General features: G+C 58.5%; 1 protein-coding gene and 1 pseudogene. Both read right to left on the reverse strand.

Features of this window, described 5'->3' with window-relative positions; genetic code table 11:
* A pseudogene (locus HLUSI_RS31445) lies at positions 1-194 on the reverse strand (EAL domain-containing protein); the annotation flags it as partial.
* Between the two features lie 395 nt (positions 195-589).
* Positions 590-988 (reverse strand): rhodanese-like domain-containing protein (locus tag HLUSI_RS0108935; RefSeq protein WP_016833636.1); only part of this gene is annotated, 399 nt, incomplete at its 5' end.

Raw genomic sequence — 988 nt, forward strand, 5'->3', positions numbered from 1 at the left:
TCGGCGGCGTGCTCGATGACGGCGGCGGTAGCGGCAGCGTCATCGTTGACGGTCGCGTAGTTGGCCGCGCTGTTGCGAAACAGCAGTTCGTAGCCGATCAACTCTTGCCGGATGTTCAACACCGGTTGGCGCGCCAGGAAAAAATCCTTCGCGCCCAGATATTGAACTTCCCTGGTCAATGCTGTTGCAGCCATATGCCCCGTCCTTCCTCATTCGCTTGTAGGTGTTGTTGGAGTGCGATATCAATGCATATTTGCATCTTCGGCAGTCGTGTCGTCCTGCAACGCGCTTCGGCAGACGGAATAGGTCGGCAAAGCAACCATCTTCCCCAGGCGATGGTGTCGCGGGGAACGGACTTGTGATCGGGCAACTATAGCAACGCTATTTTGCTTTGTATGTCGGGAAACCTTGATTGCATGCGTGCAATCGGGAGATGGCGGTTGTATCGGGAAGCGGGGAAGCAAGGCGCCATCTGAGCCGTGGGACTGGCGAAACCTGAAAGGGCGAGGTTTCTCGCCGTCAGCCGATCAGGCAGGCTGCGCCGCCGATTTGCACGGCGCTATGGGGCAGCGTTCACGGCGCACTGCCGTCAAAGGTTCTCGTCACCGCAAGCTGCAGGCATTCCCTCGCTTCTCCAACGCAGCATGCCGCCCGCAAGATTTGCTACCTGATCGAATCCGGCTTTGTTCAGCAAAGCGCAGGCTTGGGCCGATCGTACCCCGGACCGGCAGACCGTGACCAGGGGCCGTTGCCGGTCAAGTTCCGTCAAGCTGTCGGTAAGCCGGGACAAAGGCAGCAGTTTGGCGCCGTGTATATGTCCCAAACTGTCGTTGAATTCCGACGCTTCGCGCACGTCGACAATTTGTACGGTACCGGCGTATTCCTGGAGCGTGATCGGCTCAATTTCCCAGATTCCGCTGAATCGCTGCGTCAGCGGCGCCCATGCCGGGATGTTTTTGTGGTGCGGTAGTTTCAAGGCAGGATCTGC

It is taken from the genome of Herbaspirillum lusitanum P6-12 (assembly GCF_000256565.1).
In the GTDB taxonomy this organism is placed as follows: domain Bacteria; phylum Pseudomonadota; class Gammaproteobacteria; order Burkholderiales; family Burkholderiaceae_D; genus Herbaspirillum; species Herbaspirillum lusitanum.